The organism is Streptosporangium sp. G11 (genome assembly GCF_051192615.1).
In the GTDB taxonomy this organism is placed as follows: domain Bacteria; phylum Actinomycetota; class Actinomycetes; order Streptosporangiales; family Streptosporangiaceae; genus Streptosporangium.
In genome coordinates this window covers 1-14,488 of the sequence record NZ_JBPJUQ010000044.1, presented here as the reverse complement: position 1 = coordinate 14,488, position 14,488 = coordinate 1, and the positions used below count along the sequence as shown (strand labels likewise).

Here is a 14,488-nt window from a genome sequence, read left to right as displayed (position 1 = left end):
GGAAGCTCCGCTTCATCCCGGCGAACGCGGCCTGCGGCCTCGAATCCCCGCCGGTGCCGTGGTGGCCGGCTGACCGGACACCTGGGCCCGCGGGCGGGACGTGTCCGATGCGGCCGGTACGAATCCGTGCTCGCCGGTCGCCCCAAAGCACGTCGCCCTGGAAATTGTCGGTGCCCGTTGTCAGAGTCGGCAGGGTCAGCGGCAACGTTCCGACCTCGTCCCCCGGAGGTGCGCGATGGCACGGCGACGGACACCGGCCAAGGCGGTGCGACGGCGGGCGCCCGGCGGGCGAAGACCTCGACGGCGCAAGGGTGACGGAGACGCGTTCCTGTGGGCGGTCGCGGTTCTGGCCCTCGTCGTGGTCGTCATGTGGCTCGTCGACGTCGTCGTCGCCAACTGGCCGCTGGTGATCGGCGGCACGATCGCGCTGGCCGCGGGTCTGGCCGGGGTGCTCCTGCTCCGCCATCGGGTGATCGAGGCCCGGGAGCGGGAATGGCTGCGAGACAACGCGCGCCTCGAACGCGTCGACCGCATGACCGGTGACCGGTTCGAGGCCCTCGTCGAGGCCCTGCTGCGGCGTGAGGGCTTTCGCGGGGTGCGCAGGGTCGGCGGCAGCGGTGACGGTGGCGTCGACGTCGTCGCGACCGCGCCCGGTGGCGACCGCTTCGTCATCCAGTGCAAGCGCTGGGGCACCTCGGTGGGCTCACCCCAGATCCGTGACCTCCTCGGCGCGCTCCACGCCTATCCCGGCCATCGCGGCGTGCTCGTCACCTCGGCGGCTTTCACGGCTCCGGCCAGGGAGTGCGCGGCGGGCACCGACCTGACGCTGATCGACCGCGCGCTGCTCGCCGCCTGGTTCACCGGGTCCTTCACCCTCGCCCCGCGGGCACGCCCCGGGGCCGGTCGATGGCCCCTGCCACGACGCCGTCCCGCGCCGCCCTACCCGGATGGCGATCTGGGCCTGGAGGGAGCGCTCGGCGACGAGCCGGCCTGACGACCGCGCCGCCCGACCGCGCCGTCCGGCCGTGCGGCGGACCGGAGGGCGCCGGCGACGTCCGAGGAATTTCCCGGGTGAGCCGAGGCCGGTTGCCCCCGGGTCCGGTTGCCCCCGGGCCGTTCGGCCGGGGACGGCTTACGACTCCGCGGTGTCGAGGGCCTTTTCGAAGGCGGCGTAGGCGTCCGGGGTGAACAGGACGAACCGCAGGTCCGTCACCTGTGTCGGGGTGGCCCGCACGGTGTCGACGGCGGTACGGGCGGCGTCGTCCATCGGCCAGCCGTAGATTCCCGCCGACACGGCGGGAAAGGCGACGCTGGTGGCGCCGAGCTCGTCGGCGACGCGGAGGGATTCGCGGTAGCAGGAGGCCAGGAGGTGCGTACGGTCTTCGGCGGGGGAGTGGACCGGGCCGACGGTGTGGATGACCCACCGGGCCGGGAGGTCTCCCGCGGTGGTGGCCACGGCCTGGCCGGTGGCGAGTCCCCTGCCGTAGTGGGAGGCGCGCAGGTCTCGGCATTCGGCGAGGATCGCGGGGCCGCCGCGCCGGTGGATGGCCCCGTCGACCCCGCCGCCGCCCAGGAGCGAGGAGTTGGCGGCGTTGACGACGGCGTCGACGTCCTGCGTGGTGATGTCCCCCTGGACCAGCGTGATCCTCATGAGCGATGGCCTTCCTCGGTGGTTCGTCTTCTCGTATCGGGTCCTTCCCCGGTTTCCCGGTTTCCTCATGTTCCCTGTGTTCCCCGTGTTCCCGCCCGTGGGCGTGCCGTGGTTACGCTCTTCGCCGCCTTCGGGACGCCGTCGCGCCACGTGACGGGCCACTTCGTCGGTTTGGCCGTACGCCGGGAGCGCATTGCCCGCGCCTGGACCGGGGTCACCCCGCCGCCCGCCTCCGGGAGTCGTTCCGGGTCCTCCGGAGGCGGGCGGCGGGGGTGCCGCTCAGGGCGCTAGGGGGCGGTTCCTGCCGGGAACTCGTCGTGGCCGGTGCTCACGTTCCCGCCGGATGCCGTCCCTTCGCGCGGCGCGCGGTGAGCAGCAACCGTCCGGCGCCGATCTCGAAGGGCGAGCCGTCAGGCCCGCCGAACCGTTCGACGCCGGTGAACCCGCCGTCGGTGAGGATCTGGCCCAGGTGGGCGCTGGTGTAGACATGGTGGATCGCGGTGACCTCGAGTTCCTCCGTGCCCCGGGTGAAGTTATAACCACTGATCAGACGGCTGCGGGCGACGTCGTAGCCCGTCGTCGCCGTGACGGTGATGTCGCCCGTCCGCATCTGGCGCGGCTCACCCTGGTAACCGGGCAGGACGGACTCGGCCGTCGCGTTGAAGTCGACCACCAGCCCTCCGCCCGGCCGGACCGCGTCCGCCAGCGCGGCGACGAACTCGCGGGTTTCCTCGGGTTCGAGGTAGCCGAAGCTGTTGCCCATGCAGACGGCGGCGTCGAACGAGCCGTCGCGCGGGATGTCGCGCATGTCGGCGATGGTGAGCTCGACGTCGAGTCCGGCGGCGGTCGCGGCCCGCCGGGCGTACCCGATGGCCTCGGCCGAGATGTCGACGCCGGTCAGGCGGTGGCCACGCGCGGCGAGTGCCAGCGTGTGCCTGCCGCTGCCGCAGGGCGCGTCGAGGACGCGGGCGCCGGGGCGCAGGCCGAGGTGGCGTTCGATGAAGTCGACGTCCGCCTCGGTGGATTCCGGCGTCGCCGCGCGCCGCCAGAACTCGTTGGGAAGTTCGGTGAAGAAGTTCGCGTACCAGGTGGATGAGGTGTTGTGTGACATGGAAAAGCTCCAACGGTGTCGTGTGTCAACATGATCGCGACGTCACCGGGCACCACGGGAGAAGGTCGACCGCCACCCAGGCGTCGACCTTGACCGTCACCGCGCCGAAACGGCCGGGGTGATGCGGTGGCCCGGTGTCAGATCCCGGGCAGCCATGGCTTCCTCCATATTTGTCGCCGGACCTCGCCCGGCGGAACTGCATCGAAGCTAACAGAGCGGGGCGTTTCACGCCGCTGGTTTTTTTACCGCTTCGGGACCGCCGCCCCGCGACGGGGGACGGTCGGGGGCGAGGGGTCACGGCTCCAGCAGTTCGACCGTGCCGCGCTCGCCGTCGACCCTGATCCGGTCGCCGTCGCGCAGGCGCATGGTCGCGTTGCCGGTGCCGACCACGGCCGGGATGCCGAGCTCGCGGGCGACGATCGAGGCGTGTGACAGGGGAGCGCCCATGTCGGTCACCACGGCGGCGGCGCGGGGGAACATCGGGGTCCAGCCGATGTTGGTCAGCGTCGTCACGAGGATCTCGCCGGGGGCGAGCCTGTCGCCGTCCTCGGGGCCGGCGATGACGCGGGCCACGCCCTCGACGACGCCCGGCGCTCCGGGGAAGCCGGTCACGGTGTCGCTCACCGGGGCGCCGCCGCCCCTGGCGTCGAAGATGTCGCCGCGCCGGTCGGGGTCGGCGGCCCAGCGTTCCGGGTCGAAACGGCCGACGATCAGCGTGGGGTAGGCGGGCAGGGCCGCGTACCGCTCGTACGTCGCCCGCCGGACCGCCACCTTCGCCGTCGGTGTGTCGTCGCCGCGCAGGACGGCGAGGATCTCCTGGATCGACAGGAAGAACAGGTCGTCACCGTGGCCGGTGAGCTCTCCGGCCCGCAGGACGAAGGCGCGCAACGCCCAGAATGCGCGGATCACCTCCGAGCGGGCCGACTCCCGGTCACGGACGATCGCGTTCCACCGCGCCACCCGTAGGCGCGTCGCCGCCACCTTGCGGGGGTAACGCTCCGCGAAGCGGCTCCAGGCCGCCTCCCGCGCCTCCCGCTGGCGGTCGAGCAGCGTACCGGTGCGCCCGTCGCGCTCGTGAACGGCCGCGAGCTGCGCGTCGATCCACCGCGGGTCCTCGCCGGGCCGGGGGATGGAGACCTCGAACTCGTGCGCGCCCCGGTGCCCGTAGAGGTGGGCGAACGTCTCCCTGTCGATCTCCTTCGCGGCGAGCCTCTCCAGGCCGACGATCGTCCCGAGGCTGGCGAGCTCCCCGTCGGCGTTGGCACCGGTGAGCATGGCCTCGGCGTCTCTCTCGCCCACCATCTCGCGCAGCCTGGCGCGGGTCATGACCAGGAGATTGCCGCCCTGCCGCCCGGCGGCCTCCAGGGTCTGATTGGCCTCCACGAAGTACGGAAGCAGCTCGTCCTCCCACAGCCCGGCCAGCTCGCCCGTGGTCGCGGTGGCGGCGATCCGCTCGCGCAGCGCCGCGCAGCGCCGTTGCGCCGTGGCGAGGAAGGCGGGCATCCTTTCGGTGTTGACCGCGATCCGTTTGCGCAGGGTGAAGACGAGCGGCAGCACGCTTTTGATGATCCGCCAGCGCGAGGCGGGCAGCAGCGGCACGTCCAGGCCGCGCGGCAGCCTGCCGAAGACCTGCTCGACCGCGCCGAGCCGTTTCCGCATGCCCAGGGCGTGCCCCACCGAGAACACGACGCTCAGGTTCATGTAGAAGCGGCCGCCGATGTTGCCGACCATGTCGAAGCCCGGCAACGCCGACGTCGACATCGCCTCCCTGATGAAGATCTGGACGAGCGACCACGTGCACGGCGTCATCACGTCGGGGATGGCCTCGCCGAGGTTGGCGCCGGTCCACAGGTAGTCGCCGGCCAGGCTGTCGTTCCACTCCTCGACCCGCTGCCTGAGCCGGGTGATCGGGCGGGCCTGCACGACGAGGAACGTCCCCTCGCGCCTGACCCACTCCACGTCCATGGCCGTTCCGTACAGCGCCTCGATCTCCGTCGCGAGCCGCGCGAGCCGGATGATCTGGGCCGGGTCGAGCACGGGCCGGCGGCGCAGGTCCTCGGGCACGGGTTCCTCGCGCGTGCCGCCGGGGGTGCGGACCGTCATGACAGTCTTGTCGCCGACGCGCTCCTCGACGATCTCGCCGATGTCGCTTATTTCATCCGTTTCACCTGTTTCGCCGTTCCCGCCTTCCTTGCCGCCGGTCCTGGCGACGATGACGGTGTCGGGCGTCACCTGCCCCCCGAGGACGGCCTCGCCGAGCCCCCACGAGGCGTTGATCACGACCTGGTCGCGGGCGCCGGTGATCGGGTTCGCGGTGAACAGGACGCCCGCCGCGTCGGCGGCCACCAGTTCCTGGACCACCACGGCCAGCGCCACCTCGTCCTGCGGTACGCCGTTCGCGGCCCGGTAGGCGATGGCGCGCGCGGTCCACAGCGAGGCCCAGCAGCGCCGGACCGCGTCCAGCAGGCCGTCGCCCCGGATGTTGAGGTAGGTGTCCTGCTGCCCGGCGAACGACATGTCGGGGAGGTCCTCCGCGGTGGCCGACGAGCGTACGGCGACCGGCACGTCCTCACCGAGCCTCGCGTGGGCCGCGCGGATCTCGGCGGCGGTCTCCGCCGGTATCTCCCGCTCGGAGAACAGCGCCGCGATCCGCCGCGACGCCTGCTCCGGGGGCGTGCCGGAGACGGCCTCCATGATCTGGTCGTTCAGGCCGTCGCGCGAGACGAAGTCGCGATAGGCGTCCGTGGTGACGTGGAAGCCGTCGGGAACCGGCAGGCCCGCGCGGGCCATCCGGGCCAGCGAGGCTCCCTTGCCGCCCGCCAGCGCGAGGTCGGCCGCTTCGTCGTCAAGGGGGAGGGTCTTCACCGCGCGTTCTCCTCGTTCTCCTCGTTCTTCTCGAACTCCTTGAACTCCTCGAAGCCGAGGGAGACGCGCAGTTTCCGCTGCGCGGCCTCCACGGCGGCGTCGACGTACTCCAGGGTGGCCAGCGTCACCGCCCCGGTGACGTCGGCGGGGGCCGGGCCGGCGGGCTCCATCGCGCTGCCGCCGGCGTCGGCGATCAGCTCCGCCAGTCGCTCGTCGGGCGGCCTGTACCCGGCCGGCATCATCGGCGAGACGATCAGGAACCCGTACAGGACGGAGATGAGCACGGTCACGTGCTCGGCGGGCGACAGGTCGTCTCGCAGCGCGCCGTGCCTTCGCAGCGTGCCGAGGTAGGTCTGGAAGTCGCCGCCCAGTTCGGTGCCGGCCGCGCCGTCCCGCTTCTGGCGTGTGAGCCTGCCCAGCACCTCCGAGTCGCCCAGGATGCTCGCCCGCATCAGGGGCCTGCCGAGAAGCTCCGAGGCGAGCAACCTGAGCAGGTCGCGAAGGGTGGCCGGGCCGTCCCCGATCCGCCGCCGCACCTCGGTCATCATTTCGACCCGCTCGCGGCGCAGCAACGCGGCGAACAACTCCTCGCGGGTCTTCCAGTGCAGGTAGATCGTGCCCTTGGCGACCCCGGCCCGCCGGGCGATGTCCTCGACGGTGGTCTTGTCGTACCCCCAGCGCAGGACGAGGTCGGCGGCGGTGTCCAGGACGCGGTGCGCCCGCGCGAGCCGATGTGAGGCGTCCTGTGGCGGTCGCCCCGCCTTTCTGGTCTCCGGCTTCACGGCCCCACCGTTTCTCAAAATTTGACCGGATGTTCTTATCTGGTCATTCAATTGATACCACGCCGTCGGGGAGGTGACGGTACGGGGGGCTATGTCCGGAAGGGAAGGCTATGCGCGGAGATGCGAGGGATACGCCCGGGGGTGGTGCGCGGGCAGGTCGAACCAGACGCCGGTCCCGATCCGCCCGGTGCCGCACAGCCGCGTCCAGCGGGTCCCGCAGTGCCCGGCGGTGAACTCGTCGACGATCCGCAGGCCCCGCCCGCCGAGCTCCAGATCGTCCACGCGGCAGGGGGTGGTGAACGGGTGGTGCAGCAGGCGTTCGATCAGCGGGAACCCGTCGCCGGAGTCGGCCACCTCGGCCCAGATCGGTAGGTCGTGGTCGTGCAGGACGCGCAGCTCGTACGGGCCGGGGGCGTAACCGGCGGCGTTGGTGGCCAGTTCGGTGACCACGACCTCCATCTCGGCGACCTCGTGGGCGGCGAAGGGCGGCCGGGACAGCAGGTCGCGGAGCAGCTTGCGGGCGCGGCGGGCGGCGCTGCTCCGCGGAAGACACCAGGCGGTCATCCGGAAGCGGCCGGGGATCTTGCCGTGCACGCCGAAGTCCAGAGGCAGAGCGTGCTCGGTGAGCATCGTCGCTCCTATCACGTAGGGCACGGGGGCGCGGGGCCACCGAGGCGGCAGGCCGCCCGCCGATCTGAATTACCCATGGTGCGAGACAAGAGCGATATACGGAGAGTCGCGGGGCCAATACTGTCCGCAGATCGCCTCGCTGATAGGCCCGGCCGATCACCTTGCATGATCGGTAGCACCTATACGGCCTCGGCGGCACCGTGTCGCCGGTTACCTTGGCGTCAAGGAAACGCGTCAAGGGAATTCGGCCGGGAAGGTCGGCATGAACGTCAGCAGTGGGAACGCGCAGGAAATCGACCCCGCACTCTGGGAACGTCCACAGATGCGCCAGGCTCTGGCCGCCCGCGACATGGCCACCGTGTACCGGCTGCTCCAGCGAATAGGGGTCTCACAGCGTCACATCGCCGCCCTCACGGCGCAGTCCCAGTCGGAGATCTCCGAGATCCTCAAGGGCCGCCAGGTGATGGCGTACGAGGTGCTCGCCCGGATCGCCGACGGTCTCGGAATCCCGCGCGGCTACATGGGGCTGGCCTACGACGCCTCCTCCACCGCGCCGGCCGGGACGGCGGTGGCCGACCACCGTGACGACCCCTGCGAGGACGAGCAGGTGCGCCGCCTCCTCGCGCACGCCGCGCAGGTGACCATCGGCGCGACGGTCGGGGACGCCGAGGAGTGGGCCGAGCCGCTGACACCCACGGAGACCCCCGTCCCGTACCGCATCGGCATGGCCGACGTCGAGCAGATCGAGGCGGTGACCCGGACACTGCGCGCCCTGGACTACCGGCACGGGGGCGGCGTCTGCCGCGACGCGGTGGTGGCGCAGCTGGCCTGGTCGCAGCGGCTGCTGCGGGCCACGTGCCCGGAGTCGGTCACCCTGCGGCTGCACGAGGCACTGGCCGACCAGCACAACCTCGCGGGCTGGACCTCCTTCGACGTCGGACTGTACGGAGCGGCGAGGAGCCACCTGGCCCGCGCGCTGGAGCAGGCCAAATACGCGAGGAACTCCTCGCTCGCGGCCAACGTCCTGTATCGGATGGGACGCGTCCACCTCCACTGCGACCGCATCCTGGACGCGCTGCGGTTCTTCCAGCTCGGGCAGATCTGCGCGCAGGACGCCAGCTGCGAGCGGACCGTGGCGATGCTCTTCGCCAACGAGGCCTGGGCCTACGCGCTGCTGGGCGACAGCGATCTCGCCCTCAAATCGATCAACAGGGCGAGCGACGAGCTGGCCCGCGCCCGTGACCGCGAGTCCCCCGCCTGGGTGAGCTTCTTCGGCACCGCCGACCTCGACGCCACGAGCGGGATGGTCCACGCCGACCTCGCCGTGACCCATCTCGACAGCCATCTCGGCATCGCCGAGCGGTTCCTCACCGACGCGCTCGGGCAGCGCGACCCGAGCATGGCCAGAAGCAGGGCCTTCGAGCTGACAGCCCTCGCGACGGTGCAGCTCAGAGCCGGTGACATGACCTCGGGGATCGCCAACGGCGACGAGGCCGTCACCCTGGCGACCGAGATCCGCTCGGTGAGGATCATCGACCGCCTCGCGCCGCTGCAGGCCGTCGCCATGATGCGGGCGAACAGCGGTGACGCGCAGGACCTCGCCCGGCGCATCTCGGCGGTGCGCGCGGCATGACAGTGACCACCGATCACACCGGCGGCCTCACTCGCGACCGGCTCCACTCGCTGCTGGCGTCGGTCTGCGCCCGGGTGGGGCTCGTACCCGGTGACGCCGAGCTGATCAAGTTCACCAACAACGCCGTCTTCCGCCTCCGGGGGGCGCCCGTCGTGGTGCGCGTCGCCGGATCCTCGGCCGCCCGCTCCCGCGTGCCGACGGTGGTGCGGGTCGCCCGCTGGCTGGCCGACCACGACTTCCCCGCGGTACGGCTCCTGCCCGGCTGCGAGCAGCCGCTCCAGGTGGAGGGCCACCTGGTCACCCTGTGGGAGAACACCCCCGAGGTGGGCCCGCCCCCCGGCGGCGGCGACCTGGCCGCCATGCTCAGGAGGCTTCACACGCTTCCGGACCCGCCGGTGGACCTGCCGGAGTGGACTCCGATGGCCGAGGTCCGCCAGCGGCTCGACGAGCCGGAGGACCTGTCCGCGGACGACCACGCCTTCCTGCTGGACGAGTGCGACGAGATCGAGGAGCGGCTCGCCGCCCTCGGCTACGTGCTTCCCCCCGGGGTCATCCACGGCGACGTGTTCATGGGCAACGTCATCGCCGGCCCCGCCGGGCCGGTGCTGTGCGACTTCGACAGTACGGCGATCGGCCCGCGCGAGTGGGACCTGGTCCCCGTCGCGGTCGGGCGCCTGCGGATGGACTACCCCTGGGACGAGCACACGCCGCTCGCCGAGGGCTACGGCTTCGACGTCACCCGCTGGCCGGGCTTCCCGGTCCTGCGCCGCCTCCGTGAGCTGAAACTGGTCACCAGCGTCGTGCCCGTCCTGCGCAGCAACCCGGGCATCCGGCCGCAGTGGGAACACCGCATGCGCAGTTTCAGGGCCCGCGACCAGCAGGTCAGGTGGCAGACGTACCGGTGACCGGTCACGGAGGAGGCCGCGGCCCGTCGCCGGGTCATCCGGTTGTCCGGGAGGGACGCCTCTCGTCGGGAAGGACGGGGAGGGGTGTGGGACAGGGGGCGGCGGCCGGTTGTCGGGAAGCGACACCCGGTCGACGTTCGGGACGGTTCCCGCGGGGGGAGATAGGGGCTGAACTCCCGCCCCTTGTTCGGAGGCCATCGCATGCTCACCATAGGCAAGCTCACCTCCGCGGACCGAGCCCACTGGGAAATCCTGTTCCGCGGCTACAACGACTTCTACGAGCGCACGCTCACGCCCCAGTTGTACGACCGGGCCTGGGACGAGTTCCGGGAGGATGTCCGGATGCACGCCCTCGGCGCGAAGCTCGACGGCGAGCTGGCCGGCATCGCGCACTTCCTCATCCATGCCAGCACCACGTCGCCGGACGTGTGCTACCTGCAGGACCTTTTCACCGCGCCGCAGGCCCGGGGCAAGGGCGCGGGACGGGCGCTGATCGAAGCGGTGACCGAGTGGGCGCGCGCCCGTGACTGCAGTCGCGTCTACTGGTCCACCCAGGAGACCAACACCGCCGCCCGGGGGCTCTACGACAAGATCGCCGTGAACCGGGGCTTCATCCTCTACCAGATCAACCTCTAGCCGCGCGGGGCTCCGGCGAGCCGGTCTTCCGGGATGATGACGTGGCAGGCGGCCTCCGGAGCGGTGCCCCGGTCGACCGGTTCGCGGCCGGGCCCCTTCGCCTGCCGGCCGGTCCCGGCGCGTCCGGCGTTCTGCCCGTCTTTCCGGGGCGTCTTTGCGGTTTATGCTCGTTTGGTTCCGATAAGAAAGATCATCAAGAGCCGGAATTCCGGTGGAATCGTGCCCTGTGCGGCTTTTCGATGTTCTCCTCCTCGGGTATAACGGACCCACCCGAGACGAATCCGAGGCTCGGCGCCTTGATGTCCTCGACCCTCTCGGTGCGTCTGTCCGCTCCGGGAGAGAGCGGCCGCTCGGCGGCCAGTTCGGCGAGGGCGAGCAGCAGGAGTTCGCCGCTGGACCAGTCGGCGCGGTCGCCGCGGCCCAGCTCCACGACGCGCCGCATGACCTCGTCGGGGGCGAGGCCCAGCGGGGCGGCGATGCGTTTGGCAGCCTGCAGAAGTTCGTGGTCTCGGGCCGGCATGCTGATGTCCTACCCTTCGGTGCGGCTGTGATGGTGTGACGCCCGCGGCGAAGACGCGGCCGATCGGGTTCCGCGGGCGGTCCCTTCACCTGGCGGGTCACATGCTCCACCGCCTCGTCCGGCGACTTCGAACGGTCCCGGGGGAAGCGGCCGGAGCGGGTGCGCCGCTTCGGCGCGGTGCGAAGCCCGGACGGGCGCGCCGTGTTCGCCCGCGAGGAGGTCTCGCTCGTCACGCGGCAGGGGCCGGTGCTCGACCAGGTCATCGGTACCTAACGACGGCTTGTTCATGCCCGCACATCATCTCGTGGCGACAGGCCGTTACACGAGATCAGAGCGCATGATCATCTGTGTTCGGGGCCGACGGCACACGCGTCGACGGCGTCCCGGGCGACCATGCGCCGGGAAAGTCCGAAAAGCCGGGAAAGCCGGGAAAGGTGTCGCCGTGGTGGCCGGAGCGTCCCCCGGCACCACCCACCACTCCGAGCGACCACCCGGGTGCGCCCGTGCCCTGTGCGTCTGCGGCCCGGCTCAGGAGACCCGGGAAGGAACGGCGGTCCACGTGTCACAGGCGGCGGGGGAGACCGCCCGGTAACCGCGCTCGAACCAGCGGAGCCGGTTGGCGCCGGTGCCGTGGGTACGGTGGTCGAGGTCGTCGCCGCTGGCGCGGAGCGCGCCGGACAGCGCCTCCCAGTCCCGCTCGGTACGTGGCAGCGACCCTCGTACGCTGCCCAGGAACACCCCCGCCAGGCAGTCGGCCTGGAGTTCGTAGCGGCGGCCGAGTTCGGCCTGGTGGGAGTGGTCGGCGCGGACGCGGGCCTCGTAGGCGGACCTGACGCCGGTGAGGCTCTGCAGGTGGTGGCCGTACTCGTGGGCCGCCACCTTGAGGGGGTACAGGTCGGTCCGGCCCTCGATCCAGTGACCGGTGAGAGGGAACACCAGCGTGGCCCGTTCTGTGCAGTAGAAGGCCGCCGCGTTGACGGGCCAGCGCACTCCGCACACGCGCCGCGCGGGTTCCTCGTAGAAGCGGACCGTGGGCTTGCGGAACCTCAGCCCGGCGTGGGCGAAATGGGCGGACCATGAGGTGTTCAGGCATTTGATGGCCGCCGTCAGATACTCGCGCATCAGCGGCACGCCTCTGTCGATGATCGGTGGTTCCTGGCACGAGGTGGCCGCCAGCTTTCCGCTTCTCAGGAGCGGGTTCTTGGGCGCGGCGGCCTGCGCGACCCCTGACGGCAGGACGGTGAGGCAGACGGCCGTCAGGAGGGTCCATCGCGTGAGGGCGGTGAGGCGTCGGGCAGGCCGCGGGGAGCCGGTGCCTGGCGGGAGGAAGCGCATGGTCGGACAGCTTAGGACTCCGGTGCGCGTCCCCGGTCCTTCGATCTCCTCCCGGTGTGCGCGTCCCCGGCCCTTGGACCCCTTCCCGGCACGCGCGTCCCCGGCCCCGTCCGCCCGCCGCCGGGACCGGCCCGGCGGCGCGGAGGCCGGAGCGGTTCTTTCCGGATATCGCGCACCGGCGTCACCCGGCGCGGCGGTATCTGCCGGGGGCGGTGCCGTACCGGCGCTTGAACGCGTTGGCGAAGGCGAACTCCGACGTGTAGCCGACACTGGTCGCGACGGTGTGCAGTGGGGCGTCGGATTCCCGCAGGAGCCGGGCGGCGGTGGTCATCCGCCACCACGTCAGGTAGGTCAGCGGCGGCTGGCCGAGCAGGGCGGTGAAGCGGCGGGCGAAGGGAGCCCGGGACAGCCCCGCCTCGGCGGCGAGCGTCGCGACGGTCCACGGCCGCGCCGGGTCGCGGTGCATGGCCTGCAACGCGGCGGTGGTGACCGGGTCGTTGAGCGCCGCCGCCCAGCCCGTGCTTCCCGGGGCCGGCCGCCGGTCGAGCCAGGCGCGCAGGATGTGCAGCAGCAGCGTGTCGAGCAACGCGGGAACGATGGCGTCCGTGCCGAGGCGGGGACGTTCCACCTCGGTGGCGAGCAGGTCCACGGTGGAACGCAACTCGGGGTGCCGGCCGAGGTGCGCGGGAAGGTGGATGAGTTCGGGCAGATCGTTGAGCAACGGATGGGTGCGGGCCGGATCGAGGTGGTATCCGCCGCAGAGCGTCACGGTGGCCGGAGCGCCGGCGCCGGTGGGAACGCCGACGGTGTCGGTGACGTAGCGCTGGAGGAACCGCGGGTCGCCCGGATCGCAGTCGAGCGCGGCCGGTGGGGTCGACGGGCTGTCGGCCAGCGTGTGCCCGCGCCCGTGGGGCCGGAACACCACGTCCCCGGCGACCAGCCGCACCGGGTCGCCGTCCGGCCCGATGAGCCAGCACGGCCCCTGGAGGATCACCTGCAGGCCCGCGGCCCCGGGCATGGGGGCGAACCGCTGCGCCCACGGGGCGTGCCAGGCCACCCGCGCCGAGCGCGGCTGTCCGGTTCGCATGACCGCGATCACGTCGCTGAGCACGTCCATACGGCGAGGATATCCCCGCGGAGACGATCGATTATGAATGAGGGATCTCCAAGCATGGTTCGTCTTCCTGCCTCACCCTTAGGTTCGATCCGTGAAAGCCATGCGAATTCACCGATACGGCGACGCGTCCGTCATCCGCCTCGACGACATCCCCAGGCCGGTGCCCGGCCCGGGTGAGGTGCTGATCGACGTCGCCGCGACCTCGTTCAACCCGTCCGACATCGGCCTGCGCCGCGGGCTCCTGCGCTCCGTCTTCCGGATCGACCTGCCGTACACGCTCGGCGGGGACGTCGCCGGTACGGTCGTCGAGGTCGGCGGCGGCGTGCACACCCTCGCCGCCGGAGACCGGGTCATCGGCCGGCTCGACGGCGGCGGTGCCGCGGCCGAGTACGTCACCGCCGCCGCGGACACCCTTGTCGCGGCACCGGACGCCGTTCCCCTCGCCCACGCCGCCGCCATCCCCATCGCCGGTCTCACCGCGTGGCAGGCGGTGTTCGAGCACGCGGGCGTCACGTCCGGGCAGCGGGTGCTCGTCAACGGCGCGGGCGGCGGCATCGGGGGGTTCGCCGTCCAGCTCGCCAAGTACGCCGGGGCGCACGTCATCGCCACGGCCGGTCCGCGCAGTGCCGAGACGGTCCTCCGGTTCGGCGCGGACCAGATCATCGACTACACGACCACGCCCCTCGCCGACGCGCTGGACGAACCGGTGGACGTGGTCCTCAACCTCGTCGTGGTCGGCGCCGAGACCCTGGTGCCGCTGGTCCGGCCGGGCGGCGTCGTCGTGTCCGTGACCGTTCCGGTCACGACCCCCGCCGGCTCCCCGGTGACCGCGGTGCACTTCGTGGTCCGCAACGACACGAGCCACCTCGCCGCACTGGTCAAGCTCGTCGACGCCGGCGCGGTCCACCTCGACGTCTCCGCGTCCCGCCCGCTCACCGACCTGGCCTCGGTACACCGCGACGCCGAGTCCGCCCGCACCCGCGGCAAGATCATTCTCGTTCCGTGAAGGAGTCCCCGATGACCACCACGTCCGCCTCCCCGCCGACCACCCGGCCGCGCGCCCCGGACCACGAGATCGATCCGGCGCGTCCGGACCGTCACCGGAGGTCCGTCGCGGGGCGGTAAGCGGGGGTTTTACCGGTCCTGGGTCCTGATCGCGTCGTGGACCGCGTCAAGGAGCGTGGCGGCTCTCCGGTCCGGCACGCCTTCCTGGATGTGGTTCATGACTTGACATCCACTCCGTCCTAAAGGACGGAGATTCCCGCCTGCCGCGTGGGCTTCGGGTGGGTTCCTGCTTCATCGC

Annotated in this window: 13 protein-coding genes; 5 read left to right on the top strand and 8 right to left on the bottom strand. The window is 71.7% G+C overall.

What is annotated here, in order from left to right; all coding sequences use genetic code 11:
* The first annotated feature begins 235 nt into the window (after nucleotides 1-235).
* The gene (locus ACSDR0_RS31850; protein WP_435292612.1) at nucleotides 236-994 is read left to right on the top strand and encodes a restriction endonuclease; all 759 of its coding nucleotides are present in this window, start codon (nucleotides 236-238) and stop codon (nucleotides 992-994) included.
* A 138-nt stretch (nucleotides 995-1,132) separates the two neighbouring features.
* Here the strand turns inward: ACSDR0_RS31850 and ACSDR0_RS31845 are convergent, their stop codons facing one another.
* The 5 genes from ACSDR0_RS31845 to ACSDR0_RS31825 all read right to left on the bottom strand — a co-directional run bounded on the left by ACSDR0_RS31845 (nucleotide 1,133) and on the right by ACSDR0_RS31825 (nucleotide 7,039).
* On the bottom strand, nucleotides 1,133-1,651 hold the full coding sequence (locus ACSDR0_RS31845; protein ID WP_435292611.1) for an O-acetyl-ADP-ribose deacetylase: 519 nt from the start codon (nucleotides 1,649-1,651) through the stop codon (nucleotides 1,133-1,135).
* 328 nt (nucleotides 1,652-1,979) lie between these two features.
* A complete protein-coding gene (locus ACSDR0_RS31840; protein ID WP_435292610.1) occupies nucleotides 1,980-2,762 on the bottom strand; it encodes an SAM-dependent methyltransferase in 783 nt (260 codons plus the stop codon).
* 294 nt (nucleotides 2,763-3,056) lie between these two features.
* Nucleotides 3,057-5,627 (bottom strand): PEP/pyruvate-binding domain-containing protein, encoded by a 2,571-nt coding sequence (locus ACSDR0_RS31835; protein WP_435292609.1) that lies wholly within the window; start codon nucleotides 5,625-5,627, stop codon nucleotides 3,057-3,059.
* Complete coding sequence (locus ACSDR0_RS31830; RefSeq protein WP_435292608.1) at nucleotides 5,624-6,409, bottom strand: TetR/AcrR family transcriptional regulator; 786 nt, start codon at nucleotides 6,407-6,409, stop codon at nucleotides 5,624-5,626. Before ACSDR0_RS31830 ends, ACSDR0_RS31835 begins: the two co-directional genes overlap by 4 nt.
* A gap of 108 nt (nucleotides 6,410-6,517) precedes the next feature.
* Entirely contained in the window at nucleotides 6,518-7,039 is a 522-nt protein-coding gene (locus ACSDR0_RS31825; protein WP_435292607.1) for an ATP-binding protein, read from the bottom strand.
* A 262-nt stretch (nucleotides 7,040-7,301) separates the two neighbouring features.
* On the opposite strand from ACSDR0_RS31825, the gene ACSDR0_RS31820 reads away from it, so the two are divergent.
* The 3 genes from ACSDR0_RS31820 to ACSDR0_RS31810 all read left to right on the top strand — a co-directional run bounded on the left by ACSDR0_RS31820 (nucleotide 7,302) and on the right by ACSDR0_RS31810 (nucleotide 10,213).
* The gene (locus ACSDR0_RS31820; protein ID WP_435292606.1) at nucleotides 7,302-8,672 is read left to right on the top strand and encodes a helix-turn-helix domain-containing protein; all 1,371 of its coding nucleotides are present in this window, start codon (nucleotides 7,302-7,304) and stop codon (nucleotides 8,670-8,672) included.
* Nucleotides 8,669-9,577 carry a phosphotransferase enzyme family protein gene (locus ACSDR0_RS31815; protein ID WP_435292605.1) on the top strand — a complete coding sequence of 303 codons (909 nt, stop codon included), beginning with the start codon at nucleotides 8,669-8,671 and terminating at the stop codon, nucleotides 9,575-9,577. Before ACSDR0_RS31820 ends, ACSDR0_RS31815 begins: the two co-directional genes overlap by 4 nt.
* A 201-nt stretch (nucleotides 9,578-9,778) precedes the next feature.
* Nucleotides 9,779-10,213 (top strand): GNAT family N-acetyltransferase, encoded by a 435-nt coding sequence (locus ACSDR0_RS31810; protein ID WP_435292604.1) that lies wholly within the window; start codon nucleotides 9,779-9,781, stop codon nucleotides 10,211-10,213.
* 193 nt (nucleotides 10,214-10,406) lie between these two features.
* On the opposite strand, the gene ACSDR0_RS31805 is transcribed toward ACSDR0_RS31810, so the two are convergent.
* The 3 genes from ACSDR0_RS31805 to ACSDR0_RS31795 form a co-directional block, all read right to left on the bottom strand.
* The gene (locus ACSDR0_RS31805) at nucleotides 10,407-10,733 is read right to left on the bottom strand and encodes a hypothetical protein (protein WP_435292603.1); all 327 of its coding nucleotides are present in this window, start codon (nucleotides 10,731-10,733) and stop codon (nucleotides 10,407-10,409) included.
* Between the two features lie 528 nt (nucleotides 10,734-11,261).
* The gene (locus tag ACSDR0_RS31800; protein WP_435292602.1) at nucleotides 11,262-12,068 is read right to left on the bottom strand and encodes a neutral zinc metallopeptidase; all 807 of its coding nucleotides are present in this window, start codon (nucleotides 12,066-12,068) and stop codon (nucleotides 11,262-11,264) included.
* Nucleotides 12,069-12,249: 181 nt separating this feature from the next.
* Nucleotides 12,250-13,185, bottom strand: coding sequence for an AraC family transcriptional regulator (locus ACSDR0_RS31795; RefSeq protein WP_435292601.1), 936 nt, complete (start codon nucleotides 13,183-13,185; stop codon nucleotides 12,250-12,252).
* 100 nt (nucleotides 13,186-13,285) lie between these two features.
* Here ACSDR0_RS31795 and ACSDR0_RS31790 point away from each other — a divergent pair, with 100 nt between their 5' ends.
* A complete protein-coding gene (locus tag ACSDR0_RS31790) occupies nucleotides 13,286-14,191 on the top strand; it encodes an NADP-dependent oxidoreductase (RefSeq protein ID WP_435292600.1) in 906 nt (301 codons plus the stop codon).
* Nucleotides 14,192-14,488 lie beyond the last annotated feature (297 nt).

Excerpts from the sequence above, each read along its gene's own strand:
- ACSDR0_RS31850 (WP_435292612.1), top strand. The coding sequence starts at position 236 with ATGGCACGGCGACGGACACCGGCCAAGGCGGTGCGACGGCGGGCGCCC.
- ACSDR0_RS31845 (WP_435292611.1), bottom strand. The coding sequence starts at position 1,651 with ATGAGGATCACGCTGGTCCAGGGGGACATCACCACGCAGGACGTCGAC.
- ACSDR0_RS31840 (WP_435292610.1), bottom strand. The coding sequence starts at position 2,762 with ATGTCACACAACACCTCATCCACCTGGTACGCGAACTTCTTCACCGAA.
- ACSDR0_RS31825 (WP_435292607.1), bottom strand. The coding sequence starts at position 7,039 with ATGCTCACCGAGCACGCTCTGCCTCTGGACTTCGGCGTGCACGGCAAG.
- ACSDR0_RS31820 (WP_435292606.1), top strand. The coding sequence starts at position 7,302 with ATGAACGTCAGCAGTGGGAACGCGCAGGAAATCGACCCCGCACTCTGG.
- ACSDR0_RS31815 (WP_435292605.1), top strand. The coding sequence starts at position 8,669 with ATGACAGTGACCACCGATCACACCGGCGGCCTCACTCGCGACCGGCTC.
- ACSDR0_RS31810 (WP_435292604.1), top strand. The coding sequence starts at position 9,779 with ATGCTCACCATAGGCAAGCTCACCTCCGCGGACCGAGCCCACTGGGAA.
- ACSDR0_RS31805 (WP_435292603.1), bottom strand. The coding sequence starts at position 10,733 with ATGCCGGCCCGAGACCACGAACTTCTGCAGGCTGCCAAACGCATCGCC.
- ACSDR0_RS31800 (WP_435292602.1), bottom strand. The coding sequence starts at position 12,068 with ATGCGCTTCCTCCCGCCAGGCACCGGCTCCCCGCGGCCTGCCCGACGC.
- ACSDR0_RS31795 (WP_435292601.1), bottom strand. The coding sequence starts at position 13,185 with ATGGACGTGCTCAGCGACGTGATCGCGGTCATGCGAACCGGACAGCCG.
- ACSDR0_RS31790 (WP_435292600.1), top strand. The coding sequence starts at position 13,286 with ATGCGAATTCACCGATACGGCGACGCGTCCGTCATCCGCCTCGACGAC.